20 protein-coding genes are annotated in these 21,933 nt (G+C 64.8%); 11 read left to right on the top strand and 9 right to left on the bottom strand.

Translation table 11 applies throughout. From position 1 onward, the window contains the following. Positions 1–22: 22 nt before the first annotated feature. The gene (locus tag ACEN9G_RS16970; RefSeq protein ID WP_413337399.1) at positions 23–436 is read right to left on the bottom strand and encodes a hypothetical protein; all 414 of its coding nucleotides are present in this window, start codon (positions 434–436) and stop codon (positions 23–25) included. A 687-nt stretch (positions 437–1,123) separates the two neighbouring features. Between ACEN9G_RS16970 and miaB the strand changes: the two genes are divergently transcribed. Genes miaB through ybeY form a run of 3 tightly spaced genes read left to right on the top strand, consistent with a single transcriptional unit; the run spans position 1,124 to position 4,030 of the window. Beyond that, a complete protein-coding gene (gene miaB / locus ACEN9G_RS16965) occupies positions 1,124–2,485 on the top strand; it encodes a tRNA (N6-isopentenyl adenosine(37)-C2)-methylthiotransferase MiaB (protein ID WP_413337400.1) in 1,362 nt (453 codons plus the stop codon). After that, complete coding sequence (locus tag ACEN9G_RS16960) at positions 2,482–3,576, top strand: PhoH family protein (RefSeq protein ID WP_413337401.1); 1,095 nt, start codon at positions 2,482–2,484, stop codon at positions 3,574–3,576. The genes miaB and ACEN9G_RS16960 overlap by 4 nt, the downstream gene beginning before the upstream one ends. Next, positions 3,557–4,030: an rRNA maturation RNase YbeY gene (gene ybeY / locus ACEN9G_RS16955; protein ID WP_413337402.1), complete on the top strand. Its 474-nt coding sequence runs from the start codon at positions 3,557–3,559 to the stop codon at positions 4,028–4,030. The genes ACEN9G_RS16960 and ybeY overlap by 20 nt, the downstream gene beginning before the upstream one ends. A gap of 92 nt (positions 4,031–4,122) precedes the next feature. Here the strand turns inward: ybeY and ACEN9G_RS16950 are convergent, their stop codons facing one another. Next, a complete protein-coding gene (locus ACEN9G_RS16950; RefSeq protein WP_483126776.1) occupies positions 4,123–6,372 on the bottom strand; it encodes a xanthine dehydrogenase family protein molybdopterin-binding subunit in 2,250 nt (749 codons plus the stop codon). Further along, positions 6,369–6,824 carry a (2Fe-2S)-binding protein gene (locus ACEN9G_RS16945; RefSeq protein ID WP_036235621.1) on the bottom strand — a complete coding sequence of 152 codons (456 nt, stop codon included), beginning with the start codon at positions 6,822–6,824 and terminating at the stop codon, positions 6,369–6,371. Before ACEN9G_RS16945 ends, ACEN9G_RS16950 begins: the two co-directional genes overlap by 4 nt. Before the next feature lie 153 nt (positions 6,825–6,977). Here ACEN9G_RS16945 and ACEN9G_RS16940 point away from each other — a divergent pair, with 153 nt between their 5' ends. The 7 genes from ACEN9G_RS16940 (at position 6,978) to ACEN9G_RS16910 (ending at position 14,889) form a co-directional block, all read left to right on the top strand. Continuing rightward, on the top strand, positions 6,978–7,856 hold the full coding sequence (locus ACEN9G_RS16940) for a CorC family transporter (protein ID WP_259450082.1): 879 nt from the start codon (positions 6,978–6,980) through the stop codon (positions 7,854–7,856). 16 nt (positions 7,857–7,872) lie between these two features. After that, the gene (gene lnt / locus ACEN9G_RS16935) at positions 7,873–9,450 is read left to right on the top strand and encodes an apolipoprotein N-acyltransferase (protein WP_413337405.1); all 1,578 of its coding nucleotides are present in this window, start codon (positions 7,873–7,875) and stop codon (positions 9,448–9,450) included. A gap of 101 nt (positions 9,451–9,551) precedes the next feature. Further along, positions 9,552–10,463: a glycine--tRNA ligase subunit alpha gene (gene glyQ, locus ACEN9G_RS16930; RefSeq protein WP_413337406.1), complete on the top strand. Its 912-nt coding sequence runs from the start codon at positions 9,552–9,554 to the stop codon at positions 10,461–10,463. A gap of 19 nt (positions 10,464–10,482) precedes the next feature. Continuing rightward, positions 10,483–12,579, top strand: a complete 2,097-nt coding sequence (gene glyS / locus ACEN9G_RS16925) for a glycine--tRNA ligase subunit beta (RefSeq protein WP_413337407.1) — start codon at positions 10,483–10,485, stop codon at positions 12,577–12,579. Positions 12,580–12,584: 5 nt separating this feature from the next. Next, positions 12,585–13,142 (top strand): D-glycero-beta-D-manno-heptose 1,7-bisphosphate 7-phosphatase, encoded by a 558-nt coding sequence (gmhB, locus tag ACEN9G_RS16920; RefSeq protein ID WP_413337408.1) that lies wholly within the window; start codon positions 12,585–12,587, stop codon positions 13,140–13,142. Then, complete coding sequence (locus tag ACEN9G_RS16915) at positions 13,139–13,921, top strand: lysophospholipid acyltransferase family protein (protein WP_413337409.1); 783 nt, start codon at positions 13,139–13,141, stop codon at positions 13,919–13,921. The genes gmhB and ACEN9G_RS16915 overlap by 4 nt, the downstream gene beginning before the upstream one ends. A gap of 44 nt (positions 13,922–13,965) precedes the next feature. Beyond that, entirely contained in the window at positions 13,966–14,889 is a 924-nt protein-coding gene (locus ACEN9G_RS16910; protein WP_413337410.1) for a M48 family metallopeptidase, read from the top strand. A 15-nt stretch (positions 14,890–14,904) separates the two neighbouring features. Here ACEN9G_RS16910 and ACEN9G_RS16905 read toward each other — a convergent pair whose 3' ends face one another. The 6 genes from ACEN9G_RS16905 to ACEN9G_RS16880 all read right to left on the bottom strand — a co-directional run bounded on the left by ACEN9G_RS16905 (position 14,905) and on the right by ACEN9G_RS16880 (position 20,827). Next, a complete protein-coding gene (locus ACEN9G_RS16905) occupies positions 14,905–15,402 on the bottom strand; it encodes a YcxB family protein (RefSeq protein ID WP_413337411.1) in 498 nt (165 codons plus the stop codon). Positions 15,403–15,505: 103 nt separating this feature from the next. Further along, complete coding sequence (gene waaA / locus ACEN9G_RS16900) at positions 15,506–16,768, bottom strand: lipid IV(A) 3-deoxy-D-manno-octulosonic acid transferase (RefSeq protein ID WP_413337412.1); 1,263 nt, start codon at positions 16,766–16,768, stop codon at positions 15,506–15,508. Further along, on the bottom strand, positions 16,768–17,739 hold the full coding sequence (gene waaC / locus ACEN9G_RS16895) for a lipopolysaccharide heptosyltransferase I (RefSeq protein ID WP_413337413.1): 972 nt from the start codon (positions 17,737–17,739) through the stop codon (positions 16,768–16,770). The genes waaA and waaC overlap by 1 nt, the downstream gene beginning before the upstream one ends. After that, entirely contained in the window at positions 17,739–19,121 is a 1,383-nt protein-coding gene (locus tag ACEN9G_RS16890) for a phosphomannomutase/phosphoglucomutase (protein WP_413337414.1), read from the bottom strand. The genes waaC and ACEN9G_RS16890 overlap by 1 nt, the downstream gene beginning before the upstream one ends. Positions 19,122–19,319: 198 nt before the next feature. After that, positions 19,320–19,646, bottom strand: a complete 327-nt coding sequence (locus tag ACEN9G_RS16885) for an H-NS histone family protein (protein ID WP_056130024.1) — start codon at positions 19,644–19,646, stop codon at positions 19,320–19,322. Between the two features lie 86 nt (positions 19,647–19,732). Continuing rightward, complete coding sequence (locus ACEN9G_RS16880) at positions 19,733–20,827, bottom strand: glycosyltransferase family 4 protein (protein WP_413337415.1); 1,095 nt, start codon at positions 20,825–20,827, stop codon at positions 19,733–19,735. A gap of 232 nt (positions 20,828–21,059) precedes the next feature. On the opposite strand from ACEN9G_RS16880, the gene ACEN9G_RS16875 reads away from it, so the two are divergent. Continuing rightward, the gene (locus tag ACEN9G_RS16875) at positions 21,060–21,905 is read left to right on the top strand and encodes a symmetrical bis(5'-nucleosyl)-tetraphosphatase (RefSeq protein WP_413337416.1); all 846 of its coding nucleotides are present in this window, start codon (positions 21,060–21,062) and stop codon (positions 21,903–21,905) included. Positions 21,906–21,933 lie beyond the last annotated feature (28 nt).

Genomic DNA, 21,933 nt, shown 5'->3' with positions numbered 1-21,933 from the left:
ACCGGCTGTCATGCCTGCGGCATCAGTGCGCATAGTTTCCCGACGGCTTTGTCGAAGACGATGCGTCGTTCGATTGCGCTGGCTGAGCTTGCGACTGAGCTTGTTGCTGTTGCGCAGCCTGCTGAGCAGCTTGCTGTGCAGCTTTTTCCTCAGGCTTCGGGCGGCCCTGGGCATCCGACAGGCGATATTTGGTGCGGCGATCGCCCATCAGGTCACGCAGGTCGCGGATGCTCATGCCGGTCACTTCGTGCATGCGGATCAGCAGCGAGGCGCCGACCGGCAGGCGGTGGTGGCGGATCTTGCTGATCACCGGCGGAGCGACTTCCAGCATGCGCGACAGCGCAGCGTCGTTCTTCAGCTGCATCTTGCCCAGCAGAATGTCCAGCAGGTGGTTCGGGTTGTAGCTTTCCTGTGATGACAAAGCGTGATGTGCCATGATGACCTCGTAAATGGTTAAAATAGTTCTCTTACGAACCGTGTTTAATGACTAAGTTTCATCAACATAAGTTCCCGGATTGCGAGACCGACTGACCAGGCATCCACCTGACATATCGGCCGGCGCATCTCCGGACCGCGTGCGCTCCCTTGGCGGGAAGCGAAAAACGAATGCAGCGTTGGAACCCTGTCCGGGCGCCGCGACCGAACTGCCGTCGCCGCTGCGGTTTTTGCACTCCCCGCTTCCCACATGCACTTGTCTTTCGGACAAATTATCAAACTCATATGTCGGGCTCACACTCGACCTGAGCACGAAATTCATTGGCCGAAATCAAGCTAACCTGTGGAAAGCTTGTCACATAGTCATTTCAGCACATGGTGACAAATTGTGGCGCACGCAAGTGTTTTTTTGGACTAATTTTGCAATTGCCGAGCTACACGATCTCCTTGATTTACAAGAAGAAACTAATTCAAGTCGAATCGGCAACTTTAAAGATAACAGCTAGAAAGAAAAATTCAAGATTTAACAATGTAACCGACTGTAGAATTGTTGCCATCAGAAAATCTTGAATTCCGCGCAGCACCGAATGTCGACGCGCACGGCCCCACGCACCGCTTTTTCGGCGTGTTTCCGATTTACGGTAAACTGCATTCCACTTGTCAAAGCATCAGCACTTAGAAGCATTCCATGCAGAAAAAAGTATTCATCAAGACCTTCGGTTGCCAAATGAACGAGTACGACTCGGACAAGATGGCGGACGTGCTGGGCGCGTCCGATGGGCTCGTACGTACCGACACGCCGGATGATGCCGACGTGATCCTGTTCAACACCTGCTCCGTGCGCGAAAAAGCGCAGGAAAAGGTGTTTTCCGACCTCGGCCGACTGAAGGAACTCAAGCGCGCCAAGCCCGACCTGATCATCGGCGTGGGCGGCTGCGTGGCGTCGCAGGAAGGCGAAGCCATCGTCAAGCGCGCGCCGCACGTGGACATGGTGTTCGGCCCGCAGACCTTGCACCGCCTGCCGCAGATGATCCAGCTGCGCCGCCACACGGGCGCGGCCCAGGTCGACATCAGCTTCCCGGAGATCGAAAAGTTCGACCACCTGCCCCCGGCCAAGGTCGAGGGTCCGGTCGCCTACGTGTCGATCATGGAAGGCTGCAGCAAATACTGCAGCTACTGCGTGGTGCCGTACACCCGCGGCGAGGAAGTCTCGCGCCGCTTCGAGGACGTGCTGACGGAAGTCGCCGGCCTGGCCGCGCAGGGCGTCAAGGAAATCATGCTGCTGGGGCAGAACGTGAACGCCTACCGCGGCGCGATGGAGTCGGGCGAAATCGCCGATTTTGCGCTGCTGCTGGAATACGTGGCCGAGATCCCCGGCATCGAGCGCCTGCGCTTCGTCACCAGCCATCCGAAGGAATTCACCCAGCGCCTGATCGACGCGTACGCGAAGATTCCGCAGTTGGTGAACCACCTGTACCTGCCCGTGCAGCACGGCTCCGACCGCATCCTGCAGGCGATGAAGCGCGGCTACACGGGCCTGGAATACAAATCGATCATCCGCCGCATCAAGGCGGTGCGGCCCGACATCTCGATCTCGTCCGACTTCATCGTCGGCTTCCCGGGCGAGACGGACGCCGATTTCGAAGCGATGATGAAGCTCGTCGAAGATGTCGGCTTCGACAACAGCTTTTCCTTCATCTTCAGCAAGCGCCCCGGCACCCCGGCCGCCAACCTGGCGGACGACACCCCGCACGAGGTCAAGCTCGCGCGCCTGCAACGCCTGCAGGCGCAGATCGACGCCAACACCCGCAAGACCAGCGCAAGCATGGTCGGCACCGTGCAGCGCATCCTGGTGGAAGGCCCGTCCAAAAAAGGCGGCGGAGAACTCCAGGGGCGGTCCGAGAACAACCGAGTCGTCAACTTCTTCCCGGGCGACGACAGCGATGCGCTCATCGGCCAGCTGGTCGACGTGCGCATCACCGAGAGCCTGGATTACACCCTGCGCGGCGACCTGGTCGCCCGCATTGATACGATTGCCAAAGCCAGTTGAAAACGCCTACCCAGCCTTCGTACTTCTTCCCCGAGCCGCTCGATAACACGCGGCTCGCCCACCTCTGCGGCCCGCTCGACGAAAACCTGCGCCAGATCTCGGCCGCCCTCGACGTGACCATTTTCCGGCGCGGCGAGAAATTCATCGTCAGCGGGACCAATGCCGAACGCGCCGTCGAGCTGCTCGAACGCTTCTACGCGGTGGCCGACAAGGTCGTGCCGATCGAGGAAGTGCAGCTGGCGCTGGTCGAACAGCGCGCCGGGCTGAAGCCCAAGTCCGCCGACGCCGAAGCGCCGCCGCCGAAGGAACCCGGCGCCTCCGTCACGGAAGAAGCCGACGAGGTCGACGACGAGGAACTGGTCAGCCCGATGCTCAAGACGCGGCGCCACGACCTGCGCGGCCGCACGCCGCACCAGATCCAGTACCTGAAGGCCGTGCTCGAACACGACATCAGCTTCGGCATCGGCCCGGCCGGCACCGGCAAGACCTATCTTGCCGTCGCCTGCGCCGTCGACGCCCTCGAACGCGACGCCGTCAAGCGCATCATCCTGACGCGTCCGGCCGTGGAAGCGGGCGAGCGCCTGGGCTTCCTCCCGGGCGACTTCGCGCAGAAGGTCGACCCGTATCTGCGCCCGCTGTACGACGCGCTGTACGACCTGCTCGGCTTCGACCGCACGCAGAAGCTGTTCGAGAAACAGGTGATCGAGATCGCGCCGCTCGCGTTCATGCGCGGCCGCACCCTGAATCACGCGTTCGTGATCCTCGATGAAGCGCAGAACACGACGGCCGAACAGATGAAGATGTTCCTGACCCGCATCGGCTTCGGCAGCAAGGCCGTCGTCACGGGCGACGTCACCCAGGTCGACCTGCACAAGACGCAGCGCAGCGGCCTCGTCGACGCCATGCACGTCTTGAAGGACGTGCGCGGCATCGCGTTTACCCAGTTCTCCAGCGCCGACGTCGTGCGCCACCCGATGGTGGCCCGCATCGTCGACGCCTACGAAAAGGCCGCGTCGATGCAGGAACTCGGCGCACTCCCGGGCACTTTGACCAAACCAGCCGCTACCCGCCATGCAAGAAAAAAAGCATAACCTCGAACTGGACGTCCAGTACCCCGACACCCGCCTCGAAGCGGATATCACGCCCGAACTGGTGGAGCGCTGGGTGCGTGGCGCCCTCCTCGGCCCGGCCGAGCTGGCGATCCGCTTCGTCGACGCCGAGGAAGGCCAGACGCTGAACCGCGAATACCGCGGCAAGGACTACGCCACCAACGTGCTCACCTTCGCGTACAACGAGGGCGCGGAAATCGCCGACGACGAGCCGACGCAGGCCGACATCGTCCTGTGCACGGACGTGCTGCAGCGCGAAGCGGACGAGCAGAAGAAGACGGTCGAGGAACACGCGGCGCACCTCGTCGTGCACGGGGTGCTGCACGCGCAGGGCTTCGATCACGAGACGGACGAGGAAGCGGAGGAGATGGAACAGCTCGAGCGCGACATCATGGAAGCGCTGGGGTATCCGGATCCGTATGAGGAAAACGAATAGCTTGAACACCGTCGTTCCCGCGAAAGCGGGAACCCATACGTCGCGTCCACATTGGCTCAGCATGGGTCCCCGCCTGCGCGGGGACGACGACGTTATGCCTTCTTCAGCTGCTCCCCGATCGGCAGCTTGCGCACCCGCTTCCCGGTCGCCGCAAACACCGCATTCGCCAGTGCCGGCGCGATCCCCGCGGTCCCCGGCTCGCCGATCCCGCCCGGATCGTCGTGGCTGTTCACGATATGGACTTCCACCGCCGGCGATTCCGGCATGCGCATCACGCGGTAGTCGGAGAAGTTCGACTGCTGCACCCGCCCCTTCTCGACCGTCACCTCGTCCCACAGCGCCGCGCTGGCGCCGAACACGATGCCGCCCTCCATCTGCGCGACGATGGTGTCGGGATTGACGTTCTGGCCGCAGTCGACCGCGCACACGACGCGGTGCACGCGCACGTCGCCGTCCGGCCCGACGGACACTTCCGCCACCTGCGCCATGTAGCTGCCGAACGCGAACTGCGTCGACACGCCCCGTCCCAGCTTGCGGCCCGCGATCGGTTTCAGCGGTTTGCCCCAGCCGGCCTTCTCGGCCGCCAGGTTCAGCACGGCCAGCGTGCGCGGCGATTTCTGCAGCAGCGCACGGCGGAACGCGACGGGGTCCGTCTTGCTCGCGTACGCCAGCTCGTCGATGAAGCTCTCGACGACGAACACGTTGTGCGTGGGGCCGACCCCGCGCCAGAACGCGGTCGCGAGGCCCGGCGGCTCGTGCCGCACGTATTCGACGCGGATCGCCGGGATCGAATACTGGATGTCGGCCGCCGCTTCCACCGCATCCGGGTCGACGCCGTTCTTGACCATCGGCGGCGCGAAGCGCGCCATGATCGACGACCCGGTCACACGGTGGAACCACGCCACGGGCATGCCCTTGTCGTCGATGCGCGCCGACATGCGGTCGACGTAATAGGGGCGATACATGTCGTGCTGGATGTCTTCCTCGCGGGTCCAGACGATCTTCAGCGGCCCCTTGGCCAGCTTGGCGAATTCCACGGCCTGGATCACGTTGTCGACTTCCAGCCGGCGCCCGAAGCCGCCGCCGATGTAGTGGTTATGGACGCGGACCTTCTCGAGCGGCAGGCCCGTGATCTTCGCGGCCGCGCCCTGCGCCAGCGCCGGGACCTGCGTGCCGACCCAGATGTCGCAGCCGTCGGTTTTCAGGTCGACCGTGCAGTTCATCGGTTCCATCGTCGCGTGCGCGAGGAACGGGACTTCGTAGATGACGTCGATGCGCCGCCCCGGCCCGGAGTCCAGCGCCTTCAGGGCATCGCCCTTGTCGGCGGCGATGGCACCCGTGTTCTGCGACACCTTCATCATGTCCGCGACGATGCCGGCCGTGCTGACGTTGGCGTTCGGACCATCGTCGAAGCGCGGCGCCGCCGCCAGCAGCCCCTGTTTCGCGGCCCAGAAGTGATCCGCCACGACGGCCACCGCGCCCTCGATGCGCAGCACCTGGCGCACGCCTTTCACGGCCAGCGCCTTCTGCTCGTCGACGGCGGCGACCTTGCCGCCCAGGACGGGTGACGCCGCCACGGCCGCGATGCCCATGTTGGGCAGGCGCGCGTCGATGCCGAACTGCGCGGAACCGTTCACCTTCGCGGGCGAATCGAGGCGCTTGATCGCCTTGCCGACCAGCGTGAACTGGGCCGGATCCTTCAGCTTGACCTCGGCCGGGAACGTCAGCTTCGACGCGGCTTCCGCGACTTCGCCGAAGTGCACCTGCCGGTTCGACGCCTCGTGGCGGATCGTCCCGCCCACGACTTTCAGGTCGCCCGGCTCGACGTTCCAGTTCTTCGCGGCGGCCTGCACGAGCACCGTGCGGACTTTGGCACCCGCTTCGCGCAGCGGTTTGTAGGTCGCGCGGATCGAGGTCGAGCCGCCCGTCACCTGGCCGCCCAAAAGAGCGTCCGCGTACAGCGAATTGTTCGCGGGCGCCTGCTCCAGCTTCACTTTCGACAGATCGGCACCCAGTTCCTCGGCCAGCAGCTGCGGCAGCGAGGTGAACGTGCCCTGCCCCATCTCGACCTTGTGGATGATGAGGGTGACGATGCCTTCGCGGTCGATGCGGATGAACGCGTCGTGCGCGAGGCCCGGCTGCTCGTTCGTCATCGCGGTCGACGCCTGGCCGACGGCCTTCTCGGACGGCGGTTCCTTGCGGTCGTTGGCCGGCGCGTCGCCCTGTTTCGTACAGCCGAACAGCGAGAAGCCGAACAGCAGGCCGCCACCGGCCACGCCGCCCGCTTTCAGCAGCTGGCGGCGTTTGCTCGAGATCTGTTCCATGCGGTCATCCCCTTTCATGCCTGCCCCGATGCGATCTTGATCGCCTTGCGAATGCGGTTGTACGTACCGCAGCGGCAGATATTGCCGGCCATGGCGTTGTCGATGTCGGCGTCGCCCGGCTTCGGCGTCGCGTGCAGCAGCGCGGTGGCGGACATGATCTGGCCCGACTGGCAATACCCGCACTGGACGACGTCGATCTTGCGCCACGCATCCTGCACCTTCGCCCCGACCGGGTCGTTGCCGATCGCCTCGATGGTCGTGATCTTCTTGCCGGCCGCGGCCGACACGGGGGTCACGCACGAGCGGATGGCCTGGCCGTCCAGGTGCACGGTGCAGGCGCCGCACAGGGCGACGCCGCAGCCGAACTTCGTGCCGGTGAGCCCCATCACGTCGCGCAGGGCCCACAGCAGGGGCATGTCGTCGGGGACATCGAGGTTGGTGGTGGTGCCGTTGACGTTCAAGGCGGGCATGGCGATTCCTTTCCTTAGCGAATGAGCAACTATAGGACGAAGCCTAGCAGCAATGGCGCACGGCTGCTTGAACGTGGATGTCTGCATAAAAATCAGGCATTCCGGCTTTTGGTGTATCCTATGGCCCATCGCAACAACGGCTTCACGCCAACTATGCCCGAGCACCCTGCTGACGTCCGTTCGGACGTTAAAACCCACCGGTCGCTGTTCGAACGGTTGACCGCACTGATTTCCCCCGAGCCCGAAAACCGCGCCGAACTGCTGGAAGTTCTGCACGACGCCCACGAACGCAACCTCATCGACGCCGACGCGCTCTCCATGATCGAGGGCGTGTTCCAGGTGTCCGACCTGTCGGTGCGCGACATCATGATCCCGCGCTCCCAGATGGACGTGATCGACATCACCAAGCCGATCGAGGAATGGCTGCCCATCGTGCTGGAAACGGCTCACTCGCGCTTCCCCGCCATCGAGGGCGAGCGCGACAAGGTGGTCGGCATCCTGCTCGCCAAGGACCTGTTGCGCTACTACGCGGAAGAATCGTTCGACGTGCGCGACATGCTGCGCCCGGCGATCTTCATCCCGGAATCGAAACGCCTGAACGTGCTGCTGCGCGACTTCCGCGCGAACCACAACCACATGGCCATCGTCGTCGACGAATACAGCGGCGTGGCCGGCCTGATCACCATCGAGGACGTGCTGGAACAGATCGTCGGCGACATCGAGGACGAGTACGACTTCGACGAGGAAGAAGACAACATCCTCTCCATCAAGGAAGGCCAGCACGGCTCGCGCTGGCGCGTGAAGGCGCTGACGGAGATCGAGCAGTTCAACGAAGAGATCGGCGTCGACCTGCCCGAGGACGACGTCGACACCATCGGCGGCCTCGTGGCCAGCCACCTCGGCCGCATGCCGCACAAGGGCGAGGTGTTCGACCTCGAGAACCTGCGCTTCGAAGTGCTGCGCGCCGATGCGCGCCAGATCCACGTGCTGCTGGTGGAAAAACTCCCGGCCGTCGACGACGAACACGATTGACGCGGGGCCCCCAGCATTGATTGAATCCAGCCTGAACCTGCGGCGCCGCCGCAAGCCCGCCGTGGCGCCCGATCCCGCGCTGCGCGGCACGCGGCCGAGCGTTACCGGCCTCGCCGTCGCGGCGCTGGCCGGCGCCCTGAGCCTGTTCTCGTTCGAACCGTTCGGCTGGTGGCCTGTCCAGTTCCTGTCGCTCGCCTATTTGTTCTACCAGGTCGGCATGGGCAGTTCCGTAAAGCGGGCCGTGTTCCTCGGCTGGGCATTCGGCTTCGGCTGGTCCGTGGCCGGCATGCACTGGCTGTATATTGCGCTGAACCGCTTCGGCGGCCTCGCCGCGCCGCTGTCCGCCATCGCCATCGCCCTGCTGGGCCTTTACATGGGCCTGTTCGGCGCGTTCGCGGCGGGCGTGTCGTCGTGGCTGCGCAAGCGCTGGTCGCTGCCCGTCCCCGCCTTCCTGCTGCTCGTGTTCCCCGCCTGCTGGGGCGTCTCCGAATGGATGCGCGGCTGGGTCTTTACCGGTTTTCCCTGGGCGGCGTCCGGCTATGCGCACGTGACGGCGCCCCTCGCCGGCTTCGCGCCGATCCTCGGCGTGTACGGCATCGGCGTGCTGGTCGCGGTGTGCTCGGCGTGCATCGTGATGCTGACCCAGCGCCGCCGGCTCCCCGCCATGGGCCTGTTCGCCGCGCTGCTGCTGGCCGGCTGGGGCCTGAAGCACGTCGCGTGGACCGCACCTGCCGGCAAGCCGCTCAGCGTGCGCCTCGTGCAGGGGAACATCCGCCAGGACGAAAAATTCAGCGCCGAGCACCTGGGCATGATCCTCGCGCGCTACCGCGACATGATGACGGCCGCGCCGGCCGACCTGATCGCGGCGCCGGAGACGGCGATCCCCGTGTTCCCGAACCAGCTCCCGCCCGGGTACCTGCAGACCTTCCGCGACTATGCGGCCAGGACGGGCAGCGCGTTCCTGTTCGGGATCCCGCTGGCCGACAGCATGACCGTGTACGCGAACAGCGTGGCGGGCATCGGCCCGCAGGGGCAGTCCTACCGCTACGACAAGAACCACCTGGTGCCGTTCGGCGAATTCATCCCGACGGGCTTCCGCTGGTTCACGGACCTGATGCAGATCCCGCTGGGCGATTTCACGCGCGGCCCGGACGTGCAGGCGCCGTTCGCCGTCAAGGACCAGCTGGTGCTGCCGAACGTCTGCTACGAAGACGTGTTCGGCGAAGAAATCGCGAAGAACCTGCGGTCGCAGGCGCGGCCGGCCACCGTGCTGCTGAACGTGTCGAACCTGGCATGGTACGGCGAGTCGACCGCCATTCCGCAGCACCTGCAGATCTCGCGCATGCGCAGTCTCGAGACGGGCCGCCCGATGCTGCGCGCCACGAACAACGGCGCCACCGCCGTCATCGACGGCCGCGGCAACGTCGCCGCGCTGCTGCCGTTCTACAGCCAGGGTACGCTGGCGGCGACGGTGCAGGGCATGGCCGGCAGCACGCCGTACATCCGCTTCGGCAACCTGCTGTTCCTCGCGCTGGGCGCTTTGCTGCTGGCCGGCGCCTGGCTCGCCGGACGGCAACGGCGGACGACCGGCTAAAATAGCGAGCGATTCACTTCAAGCCATTCCGTAAAACCCGCTAGAATTGGTGTTTTAGCAAACTCACCGTGTTCGCGCCCCGTGCGCGCGAAGCCAACAAGATGCTCACATTCCAACAAATCATTCTGACCTTGCAAACCTACTGGGACAAGCAGGGTTGCGCCCTGCTCCAGCCGTACGACATGGAAGTCGGCGCGGGCACCTTCCACACTGGCACCTTCCTGCGCGCGATCGGACCGGAACCGTGGCGCGCCGCCTACGTGCAGCCGTCGCGCCGCCCGAAGGATGGCCGCTACGGCGAGAACCCGAACCGCCTGCAGCACTATTACCAGTACCAGGTCGTGCTGAAGCCGGCGCCGGAAAACATCCTGGACCTGTACCTGGGTTCCCTGGAAGCGCTGGGCCTGGACCTGAAAAAGAACGACGTGCGCTTCGTCGAGGACGACTGGGAAAGCCCGACCCTGGGCGCCTGGGGCCTCGGCTGGGAAGTCTGGCTGAACGGCATGGAAGTTACCCAGTTCACGTACTTCCAGCAGGTCGGCGGCCTCGATTGCAAGCCGGTGCTGGGCGAGATCACGTACGGCATCGAGCGCCTGGCGATGTACCTGCAGGGCGTCGAGAACGTGTACGACCTCGTGTGGACCGAGTGGGAAGAGAACGGCGAGAAAAAATCGCTGTCGTACGGCGACGTCTTCCACCAGAACGAAGTCGAGCAGTCGACCTACAACTTCGAACACTCGAACACGGACCTGCTGTTCCAGGCCTTCAATAACCACGAGAGCGAAGCCAAGCGCCTGATCGAACTGGCGCTCACGCTGCCCGCGTACGAGCAGATCATGAAGGCCTCGCACAGCTTCAACCTGCTGGATGCGCGCGGCGCGATCTCCGTCACCGAGCGCGCCGCCTACATCGGCCGCGTGCGCACCCTGTCGCGCCTCGTCGCCCAGGCCTATTACGACTCGCGCGAGAAGCTGGGCTTCCCGATGCTCCCCAAGGTTGAACAAGCGGCCTGAGAACAGAAATCACATCACCATGAATCAGACATTACTCGTCGAACTGCAGACCGAAGAGCTGCCACCGAAGGCGCTCGTGAAACTGGGCGCCGCTTTCGCCAACGGTATCGCGAACGGCCTGAAGGCCCGTGATTTCCTGGACGCCGACAGCGTCGTCACCACCTACGCCACGCCGCGCCGCCTGGCCGTCTCGATCACCAACGTGCGCGCCACGTCGGCCGACAAGACCATCCGCGAGAAGATCCTGCCGGTGACCGTCGCCCTCGACAAGGACGGCAACCCGACCGCGCCGCTGGCCAAGAAACTGGCCGCCCTCGGCTTCCCCGACCTCAAAGCCAGCGACCTCGAACGCGCCCAGGACGGCAAGGCCGAGAGCTTCTTCTACACGTACACCGCGCCGGGCGTGGGCCTCGCCGAGGGCCTGCAGCCGGTGCTGGAAGAGACGGTCGCCAAACTGCCGATCCCGAAGGTGATGAGCTACCAGCGTCCGGACGGCGCCACCGTGCAGTTCGTGCGCCCCGTGCACACGCTGCTGGCGCTGCACGGCGAGACCATCGTGCCGCTGTCGCTGCTGGGCCTCAAGGCCGGCCGCAGCACGCTCGGCCACCGCTTCCTGTCGAACGGCCACGCCTTCGATATCGGCCATGCGGACGCCTACAACGAACTGCTCAAGGTCTTCGGCAAGGTCGTCGCCAATGCCGAGGAACGCAAGGAATCGATCCGCACCCAGCTGCTGGCCAAGGCCGGCGGCGACCAGGTGCTGATGCCGGAATCCCTGCTGGATGAAGTGGCGGCGCTGGTCGAATGGCCCGTCGTCTACGAATGCCAGTTCGAAGACGTGTTCTTGTCCGTACCGCAGGAATGCCTGATCCTGACGATGCAGACGAACCAGAAGTACTTCGCGCTGACGGATACGAACGGCAAGCTGCGCTCGCGCTTCCTGATCGTCTCGAACCTCGCGACCGACGACCCCTCCGCCATCATCGGCGGCAACGAGCGCGTCGTGCGCCCGCGCCTGTCGGATGCAAAATTCTTCTTCGAGCAGGACAAGAAGAAGTCGCTGGAATCGCGCCTGCCGCTGCTGGCGAACGTCGTCTACCACAACAAGCTGGGCACGCAGGCCGAGCGCACGCAGCGCGTCACGCGCCTGGCCGGCGCCATCGCCCGCCGCCTCGGCTACGACGTGCTGCTGGCCGAACGCGGCGCGCAGCTGGCGAAGGCCGACCTGCTGACCGACATGGTCGGCGAGTTCCCGGAACTGCAAGGCATCATGGGCACGTATTACGCCCGCAACGACGGCGAGCACGAGGAAGTGGCACTGGCCGCGTCCGAGCATTACCAGCCGCGCTTCTCGGGCGACGCGCTGCCGACGACGAACACCGGCCTGGCCGTCGCGCTGGCCGACAAACTGGAAACCCTCGTCGGCATCTGGTCGATCGGCCTGCAGCCGACCGGCGAGAAAGACCCGTTCGCGCTGCGCCGCCACGCGCTGGGCGTGATGCGCATGCTGGTCGAGAAGCGCCTGCCGCTCGCGCTGTCCGACCTCTTGACGGATGCCGCCGGCGTGTTCGACTACATGCCGACGTTCAAGGACCCGACGGCGGAAGTCACGGCCTTCATGCTGGACCGCCTGCGCGGCCTGCTGCGCGACCGCGGCTTCGCGCCGAACGAGGTGGAAGCCGTGCTGGCGCAGAACCCGGACCGCGTGGACGACGTCGTGCAGCGCCTGGAAGCCGTGCAGGCCTTCGCCGCGCTGCCGGAAAGCGCGTCGCTGGCTGCCGCCAACAAGCGCATCTCGAACATCCTCAAGAAGAACGAAGAGGCGCTGGCCCAGGCAGGAAACGTCGATCCGGCCCTGCTGCAGGATGCCGCGGAGAAGACGCTGTATGCGAGCGTGCAGCGCGTACAGCCTGACGTCGACGCGGCGTTCGAGCGCGGCGACTTCACGGGCACCCTGAAGACGCTCGCGCAACTGCGCGACGACGTCGATGCGTTCTTCAACGACGTGATGGTGATGGCCGACGACGTCGCCCTGCGCAACAACCGCCTGGCCCTGCTGTCCATCCTGCACCGCATGATGAACCGCGTGGCCGACATCTCGAAACTGGCGGCGTAAGCGCAATGAAGCTGATCATCCTCGACCGGGACGGGGTCATCAACCATGACTCCCCCGAGTTCATCAAGTCGCCCGCCGAGTGGATCCCGATCCCGGGGTCGCTCGAAGCGATCGCGCGCCTGAACCAGGCCGGCTACCGCGTCGTCATCGCGTCGAACCAGTCGGGCATCGCGCGCGAACTGTTCGACATCGCGACCCTGAACGCGATCCACCAGAAGATGCACGCGAGCGCCCAGCTGGTCGGCGCGGACATCGACGCGATCTTCTTCTGCCCGCACGCGGCCATCGACCACTGCGACTGCCGCAAGCCGAAGAACGGGATGTTCGAGGAGATCAGCAAGCGCTTCAAACTCAGCCTGAAAGGCGTGCCGACCGTCGGCGATTCGCTGCGCGACCTGCAGGCCGGCTTCATCAGCGGCTGCGTGCCCTACCTGGTCCTCACCGGCAAGGGCGAGAAGACCCGGGAGACGGGCGGCCTGCCGCCCGGCACGCAGGTCTTCCCCGACCTCGCCGCCATGGTCGATGCCTTCCTCAAAACCACGTCCGCGCCTGCAAACGCATGATCGTTACCACCGCCACCCCAGACCTGGAGACCACGCCTTTGCGTACCGCCGCCCTGTTCCTGCGTTCCCTGTTGTTCACGATCGTCATGATCGTCGCCACCGTCGTGTGGGCCTGCGTCTGCTTCCTGGCGGCGCCGCTCCCGTACAACAAGCGTTTCTGGGTCACGTCGCGCTGGAACGTCTTCATCATCTGGTGCGCCCGCGTCATCTGCGGCATCCGCTACCAGGTGAAGGGCTACGAGAACCTGCCGGAGCAGCCCGCGATCCTTCTGTCGAAGCACCAGTCGGCATGGGAGACCATCTTCATGCTGCCCAACATGAAGCGCCCGCTCGTCTACGTCTTCAAGAAGGAGATCCTCTACATCCCCTTCTTCGGCTGGGGCATGGCGCTGCTGCGCATGATCCCGATCGACCGCAACAAGGGCAAGCGCGCCTTTGCCCACGTCGTCAAGATCGGCAAGGCGCGCCTCGCCGACGGCCAGTCGATCATCATGTTCCCCGAAGGGACGCGCATCCCCGTGGGCCAGAAAGGACAGTACAAAAGCGGCGGGACGCGCCTCGCGATAGAAACTCGTGCGATGGTCGTGCCGATCGCGCATAATTCAGGTGAGTGCTGGCCCAAGAACTCGTTCATCAAGCGGCCGGGCCTCATCACCGTCTCGATCGGCAAGCCGATATCGCCGGAAAACCACACTGCTGACAGTCTGATGCAAGAGGTCGAAAATTGGATAGAATCGGAAATGCGCGTCATTTCGCCCCACGCCTATTCAGGTACTTGAACGAATTGGGCGCGCAGAACCAAGCATCATCGAAGCCGCCCACCATGACCTCCCCCAAGATCGACGCGAACCAGCAGGAGCTGTTTGCCCAGGAACTCGTCGCGGCGCTCAAGCCCTCGCCCACACCCGCGCCCACGCCGGCGGCCAGACCCGTGCCGCCGGCCCCGCTGTTCAAGGCACCGCCGGTGCCGACCCGCACCTTACCCATCCCGCCCGTCGGTCCGAACGACCCGCCGCTGCGCAAGATCCAGCTCGGATCGCACACCGTGCACTACGTCCTGCGCCGCTCCGCGCGCCGCTCGCACGGCTTCATGGTCTGCGACGACGGCCTGTTCGTGACGTCGCCGAACCGCGCGCCGCTGGACGACATCGAGCGCGCCATCCGCGCCAAGCAGCGCTGGATCCTCACCAAGCTGTTCGAACGGGGCGAGCGCCGCGCGCTGCGCGCCGAACGTCCGCCCGTGGATTGGGTCGACGGCGCGCAACTGCCCTACCTCGGCACCGACATCACGTTGCGGCTGGAGCCGGCCGCGCGCAGCCACTGCGTCCACGATGCCGATACGCGCACCCTGCACCTCGGCGTGACGCCGGGACTGGAGACGTGGCAGATCCGCGAGCGCGTGAAGCTGTGGTTCCAGGACGAGGCGAAGCGGATCTTCGGCGAACGCCTCAACCTGTACGCGCCGCGCGTGGGCGTGACGTACAACGCGTTCGCGATCTCGTCGGCCGGCACGCGCTGGGGCTCGTGCACGGTGGCCGGGAACATCCGGCTGAACTGGAAGCTGGTGCACTATCCGCTCGCGCTGCTGGACTACGTGGTCGTGCACGAACTGGCGCACCTGCGCGAGATGAACCACAGCCCGGCCTTCTGGGCCGTCGTGGGCGAGGTGTTTCCGGATTATGACGGCGCCAAGGCGGCGCTCAAGAAGCGGTCGGTGGAGATGCCGGTGCTGTTCCCGGACGAGTGACCACCGACCTTGCTATCACGAGGCGCGGAACTGCAATTCGCCCGCCGCACGCGCCTCGACGATCCCGCGCATCGCGCTGACCTCGTCCTTGTTCAGGCACCGGAACGGAATGGGCAGGGTGCCCCGCTTCAGGATCATCATGAAGCCGCTCGAATACGTGCGGATGCGCTCCACGTCGCTCCAGTCGATCAGGCTCACGCCCGTGTCGCTGGTGCGCACGATGCCGTGCTGGTCGATCTGGAATTCGTAGGTGCGCTTCCCGCGCTGCAGCAGCACGAAGTGCGTGGCCGCCGACAGCGTGCTTTTCAGACGCAAATAGACGCCCATCGGCCAGCGGATATGGCGGCGCCGGATCAGGTAACCGCCATGCTCCCACATGAAGCGCACGTACTCGGCGAACGAGTAACGCACCCAGAAATGAAGACGGTAACGTTCTGCCGGCGGATGCACGACCGGGATCGTGGCTGCCGGCATCGCGTCGGCACCGAGATCCGCGGCGTCAGGCTGGTCCAAAAGCGCGGCCCCGCCATCCGAGTGGCCGGCCGCTCGCGAGCGATTTGACCACAACATGTGCATCCCCTTTCGTTTTCTAATCTAAAGAGAATGGTAACAAAAGCTAAGCGATAATTTGTTGCAAGAGTTCAACAGTGCGCACTGTTGCGCCGCGATGGCGGGCCGCGAAAGCCTGGGCGTGGGCGCCCATGGCGGCGCGGCGGTCGTCGTCATCGAGCAGGCCGGCGGCCGCGCGCAGCAACGCCGACGCATCGGGCAGGCGCAGCGCGGCGCCCGCGGCGACGGCTTCCTCGGTCGCCTGAAGGAAGTTGAAGGTGTGTTCGCCGACCAGCACCGGACGTCCCAGCGCGCACGCTTCGATCAGGTTCTGGCCGCCCAGCGGCAGCAGGCTGCCGCCGATGAAGGCGCAGTCGCATGCGGCGTAATAGGCGAACATCTCGCCCATCGAATCGCCCAGCAGCACGTCGGTGTCCACGTGTTCCGGCAGTCTTGATCGACGTGCGAGGCTCAATCCGCGTTCCTCGACCATGCGCGCCACCTCGTCGAAGCGCTGCGGATGACGGGGCACCAGCACGAGCAGCATGTTCGCCGGGCGCTGGTCCAGGGTCTTGTACGCGTCGAGGATGAGGGCCTCTTCGCCTTCGCGGGTGGACGCGCACAGCAGCACGGGGCGGTCCGCGAAGCGCGCGCGCAGCATCGCGCCCGTGTCCAGCGCGGCCTGCGGTGGCACGACGTCGAACTTGATGCTGCCCGTGACGGCGACCTTCGGGGCGCCCAGCGACGCGATGCGTTCGGCGTCCGCATCCGTCTGCGCGGCCACCAGCGTGATCGCGCGGGCCGCATCCGTCATCGGCGTGCCGATCTTGCGGCCGCGGCGCAGCGATTTTTCGGACAGGCGCGCATTCACGAGCGCCACCGGCACGCCGTGTCGCGCGCAGCCGTGGATCAGGTTCGGCCACACTTCCGTCTCCATCAGGATGCAGATCGCGGGCTCGAAATGGCGCAGGAAGCGGCCGACCATGAAGCCGGTGTCGTACGGGAGGAACGACTGGATCACGCGGTCGCCATGCTTGCCGAACAACGCTTTGCCCGTGGCGCGGCCGGTGGGCGTCATGTGCGTGAGCAGGATGCGCGCGTCGGGGCGCGCGGCCAGCAGGGCCTCGATCAGGGGCTCGGCAGCGCGCGTCTCGCCGACGGAAACGGCGTGCACCATGATGGTCTGACGCTTTTCAGGTCTCCTGCCGTAGAAACCGAGGCGCTCGCCCAAATGCGTGCGGTAGCCGGGTTCACGGCGCCCACGCCACCACAGGCGGCCCAGCACGAGCGGCAGCGCCAGCCACCACATCAGCGAATACAGCACGCGCATCAGCGGCTCTCCAGCAGGCGCCGCGCGGCCGCCACGACCTCGTCGACCGACGGCGGCGTACCGGTGTCGCCCAGGTTGACGATGCGCGGCGACCAGTTGCCCTCGGTCTTCCAGCGCGGCGAATCGGCATAGATCTCGACCGTCGGCCGCACGAAGGCGGCGGCGATGTGCGTGAGGCCCGTGTCGACGCCGACGGCCAGGGCCGCGTGGCGCGCCAGCCCCACCGCATCCATCATCGACAGTTTCGGCAGCACGCGCGCGTTCGGCAGCGCGGCCGCCAGGCGCTCGGCCTCTTCCTTCTCGCGGGGCGAGCCCCACGGCAGCAGGATCGTCATCGGCGCGAGCGCCTGGCCAAGCGCGATCCAGTGCGCCGTCGGCCATTTTTTCGCGTCGCGCGCGGTCCCGTGGAAGAACACGGCGTAGTCGTCCGGCGGCATCCACGCGGGACGTGCGCTTTTTTCGGGTGCCGGCAGGCCGAAATCGGGCGGCGTGTCGACGGCATAGCCGAGCGCCGCGGCCACGACCTGGCGTCCGCGCGCCACCGCATGCGTTCGCGGCTCGACGGCGATGCTGCGGCTGTGGAAGATGCGCGAGACGCCTTCGTAGCCCGAATCCTCGGTGCCGTTGGCCAGGCCGATCTTCTGGCTGCCGCGGGCACAGGCCATCACGATGCCCGTCTTGATCAGGCCCTGCGTGTCGAACACGTAGTCGTACTGCTCGGCGCGCAGGTCGCGGAAAAAGCCGCGCAGCTCCGCGCGCACGGCCGCCTGGCCGAGTCCCTTGCGCCAGCGCCGCAGCGCGAACGGGATCACCTTGCGCACGTACGGGTTGAGCTTCACGAGGCTGACGTAGCCCTCTTCCACCACCCAGTCGACCTGGGCATCCGGAAAGTGGCGCCGGATGTCGGCCACGATCGGGAGATTGTGCAGGACGTCGCCCAGCGACGACACCCGCACCAGCAGGATCTTCATCAGAACGGCAGCTTGGCGTTTGGCTTGGCGGCCAGGATCACACGCGCAAAATCACGCTGAATGCGCTCAAGAGCTTCCGGATTCTCGCCCTCGAAACGCAGCACGACGACGGGCGTCGTGTTCGAGCCGCGCGCCAGGCCGAAGCCGTCCGGGTATTCCACGCGCAGGCCGTCGATGTCGACGATTCGGTCCGCGCCCGGGAATTCCGCTTCGGCGCGCAGCTTGTCGATCAGCGCGAAGTTCTCGCCTTCCTGCAGGTGCAGGTGCAGCTCGGGCGTGCTGGACGCGATCAGCAGGCCGTTGAGGAGCGCCGACGGGTCGGTTTCGCGCGTGAGGATCTCGAGCAGGCGCGCGCCCGTGTACAGGCCATCGTCGAAGCCGTACCAGCGGTCCTTCCAGAAGATATGGCCGCTCATCTCGCCGCCCAGCGGCGCGCCCGTTTCCTTCAGCTTGGCCTTGACGAGCGAGTGGCCCGTCTTCCACATCAGCGGACGGCCGCCGTGCTGCTCGATCCACGGACCCAGGTGGCGCGTGCACTTCACGTCGTACAGGATCTCGGCGCCCGGATTGCGCGACAGGACGTCCTGCGAGAACAGCATCATCTGGCGGTCCGGGAAGATGATCTGGCCATCCTTCGTGACGACGCCCAGGCGGTCGCCGTCGCCATCGAACGCGAGGCCGATCTCGGCGTCCGTCGTCTTCAGGCATTCGATCAGGTCCTGCAGGTTTTCCGGGTGCGCCGGATCCGGGTGGTGGTTCGGGAAGTGGCCGTCCACGTCGCAGAACAGTTCGATCACGTCGCAGCCCATCGCGCGGAACAGGTCGCCGGCGACCATGCCGGCCACGCCGTTGCCGCAGTCGACCGCGATCTTGATCGGACGCGCGATCTTGACGTCGCCGACGATGCGTTCGACGTAGGCGGCCTTGATGTCGTGCGTCGAGTAATTACCTTGCTGCGCGGCCGGCTGGAAGTCGTCGCGTTCGATGGCCTGGTACAAAGCCTGGATGGCGTCGCCGTAGATCGCCTCGCCGGCCAGCACCATCTTGAAGCCGTTGTAGTCCGGCGGGTTGTGGCTGCCGGTGACCATGATGCCCGAGCGCGCACCCAGCACGTTGGTGGCGAAATACACCATCGGCGTGGCGACCATGCCCAGGTCGACGACATCCACGCCGGCGGCCTGCAGGCCTTCGGCCAGCGCCTTGGCCAGCTCCGGGCCGGACAGGCGGCCGTCGCGGCCGATGATCACGGTGCGTTCTCCCTTGGCCAGCGCGGCGGCGCCGAACGCCTGGCCGATGCGGCGTGCGATCCCCGCATCGAGCGTGCTGCCGATGACGCCGCGGATGTCATAAGCCTTGAAGATCGTTTTCGAGAGAGAAACCATGGATTATCTACCTTGCTGGACGGGGCAACGGAATGCACGCGCACGGGCATTCCGAACGCCGGTTGGGTCGGGATTGGAAAAAAGGGATATTGTAACGGCAAGCCGGGCCGCCGGGGCCGGATTACCGGTGTACTGGATGCGCAAACAAGCGCGATGAGGCGCACAGAACGTGCGCACTCGGAACGATATGAAACGGAATCAGACGCGCAGTTTGTCCATCGATTTACCGCCTTCGACCCATTCCTTGACCCATTTCGGCTGGCGGCCGCGACCGGTCCACTGTTGCGAGGCATTGTCCGGATTGCGATAACGGACGGCGACGGAACCGGCATTCGCACCCGCCGATTTGCCGCCACGGCCGCTGGCGCTGATCAGGTCTTTCAAAGGTACGCCGACGCTCTGTGCGATGGCCATGATCTGTTCACGCGCCTTTTGCACTTCCTGCACCTCGCGTTTTTTCATTTCCTGCTTGATCTGCTCCTGCAGGTTGCGCAAATCGCCCAAGGACAAATTAGACAGATCCATCTTGATTCCTTATATGTAGAGTCTAGGTGTAAGGGATTTTATCGAATAATCACCAATGCTCGCAATATACTACAACTGAAATTTCTTCAGTGTTTTTTGTGCCAAATCAGCCAGCGCGGCGACTTGAATCTCACGATACGCGCGTACAACCATACGTAGCTGATAATGAACAACAGACAGAAGAATATCAAAATTCCCGTATTTTGCGAGAACACGGTTGCGGGGATAACGGCAGTGAGGGAAAACAGCCACAGGTATGGCGAAGTACGCGCATTCCTTTTCATCAGCGCGCGGGCTTCTTTGCGACCGACGGTCCATTGCACGATACGCCGGAAGATCAGGCTGTGCAGGTGGATTCCATCTGGCATGGTAGGAGATTTCCCACGCACAAACATTCGGCGGTAAACGGAAAATATGGTTTCGAATGCCGGATAAATCAGCAGCAAGACGGCATACCACGTCGATACCTGGGGATTGCGCATCACGAGCAGCAGGGCCAGTTCGCCCAGCATGAATCCGATGAAATAAGCGCCGCCGTCGCCGAGGAAGATGAGGCCGACGGGATAATTCCAGACGAGGAAACCGGCCGTTGCACCCGCGACCGTCAGCGCGGACACCAGCACGAACATGTCGCCCACCTGCCAGCCCACGTAAGCGAGCGACAACAGCATGAAGATCGTGACGACGCTGGCCAGGCCATTGAACCCGTCGATGATATTCACCGCGTTCGCAATGCCCGCAACGGCCAGTACGGTCAGCGGCAATATCAGCCACAGCGAATCGAGGTTCCAGCTCACGAAAGGCATATCGAGACGCGCGATTTTCGCGTCCAGCACGAGATAGCCGAGGAACGCGGCGACCATCGTCAATATCAGGCGGCGCGACGGACGCACCTTCCCCGTATAGTCCTCGACGATACCGCCGGCGAATGCGATCCCCGAACATCCCAGCAGCGAGACCAGCCAATAACCGAGGCCGGGCACCCGCCATACGGAAATGCCGGCGGTCAGGGCCACCGCGAGGAAGATCGGCAATCCGCCAATCCGCGCCACCGCATGCAGATGGACCTTCTGCACGCCGTCGAAATTATTGTCGAGAGCGGGGCCGTGCAATTTCGAATGCTTGACGACGAGGAGCGTCAGCAGCGCGGACACGACAAAACTTACGATGAAGGAAAACATTTTATTATTTTTTAAATGCAATCGTGCGGGATTGTACCGGAATAGTCGCTGGCAAACCGGACGTCGGCAGTGTGCGCGCGCAGACCGTCGCCCGATCGAGGAATTACGAAATACCGGAACTTTGACTGAGGGGCAAGACAATTTACAATCGGTAATTCCGTCGGCTGGGGCCGCCGTACGAAACCCGGAAGAATCGATTAGTATCGATCCTGCAAAATCGAATGTGAGCGAGATGAAAACCTATGTAATCGGCGACCTGCAAGGGTGCGCCCATGAAGCCGGCCTGCTGCTGGATCGAATCGACGCGACGGCGGGACCAGGTACGCGCATCCTGTTCGTCGGCGACCTGATCAACCGCGGCCCCGATTCGCTGGGCGCGCTGCGCCGCATGAAGGCGCTGGCGGAAACGAGCGATGGCCGTGTCGACGCCCTGCTCGGCAACCACGACCTGCACCTGCTGGCCGTGGCCGTCGGCGTCCAGAAAATGAGCCGGTCCGATACGCTGGACGAGATCCTCGCCGCGCCCGACCGCGATGCATTGATCGACTGGCTGCGCCGCCGCCCGCTCGCCATGTTCGTCGATGCCCACCTGCTGGTACATGCCGGTGTGGCGCCGCAGTGGACGGCCGCGCAGACGATGGCGCTGGCGGCGGAAGTCGAGGCTGTCCTGCGCGGCGACGATTGGATCGGCTTCCTCGGCCAGATGTACGGCAACGAGCCGGACCGCTGGGACGACGGCCTGACGGGCATCGCCCGCCTGCGCTGCATCGTCAACGCGCTCACGCGCATGCGCCTGTGCTGGCCGGACGGCCGCATGGATTTCCATCACAAGGAAAGCGACAAGGGGCCGGAAGGCACGGACCTGCAGCCCTGGTTCGACCTGCCCAACCGCCGCACGCTCGATGTCACCGTCGTGTTCGGACACTGGTCGGCGCTCGGGCTCGTGCTGCGGCCGAATCTCGTGGGGCTGGACAGCGGCTGCGTGTGGGGTGGCAAGCTGACGGCCGTGTGCCTGGATGACCGGTCGCTGTTGCAGGTGGATTGTCCCGAGTATCGGGAGCACGGCGGGAAAAGATAAGGTTCGTCGTTCCCGACTGCGCGGGAAC

The sequence above is a fragment of the Massilia sp. Masssp94 genome, from assembly GCF_059491305.1.
This window is presented reverse-complemented; position numbering and strand designations above follow the sequence as displayed.